This window comes from Methylobacterium sp. D54C (assembly GCF_053345595.1).
The window spans coordinates 1-246 of the sequence record NZ_JBKFAK010000303.1 but is presented as its reverse complement, the minus strand read 5'-3'; the positions used below and the strand labels follow the sequence as shown (position 1 = coordinate 246).

Annotated in this window: 1 pseudogene; it reads right to left on the bottom strand. The window is 65.9% G+C overall.

The window, feature by feature from the left end:
• Positions 1–246: pseudogene (locus ACLBYB_RS33645) on the bottom strand (IS5 family transposase); the annotation flags it as partial.

Genomic DNA, 246 nt, shown 5'->3' with positions numbered 1-246 from the left:
CGTGGGGCAGTTCATGGGCCTGCCCCGGTGCGATCCGAAAGGCGATCGCGCGGCCGGCGCCGTCAGCGATCACGCAAGCCTTGGTCCCATAGCCGCCACGTGATCGGCCAACAGCTTCACGATCGTCTCGCTCGGCTGCAGATCCCCCCTTTTAGCGGCTCCAGCCGCCTTCTGATGCGCACGCATATTGGTGCCATCGAGGAACACCATGCCCAGCCGAACGCCGCGCTCCTGCACGAGAGCAAG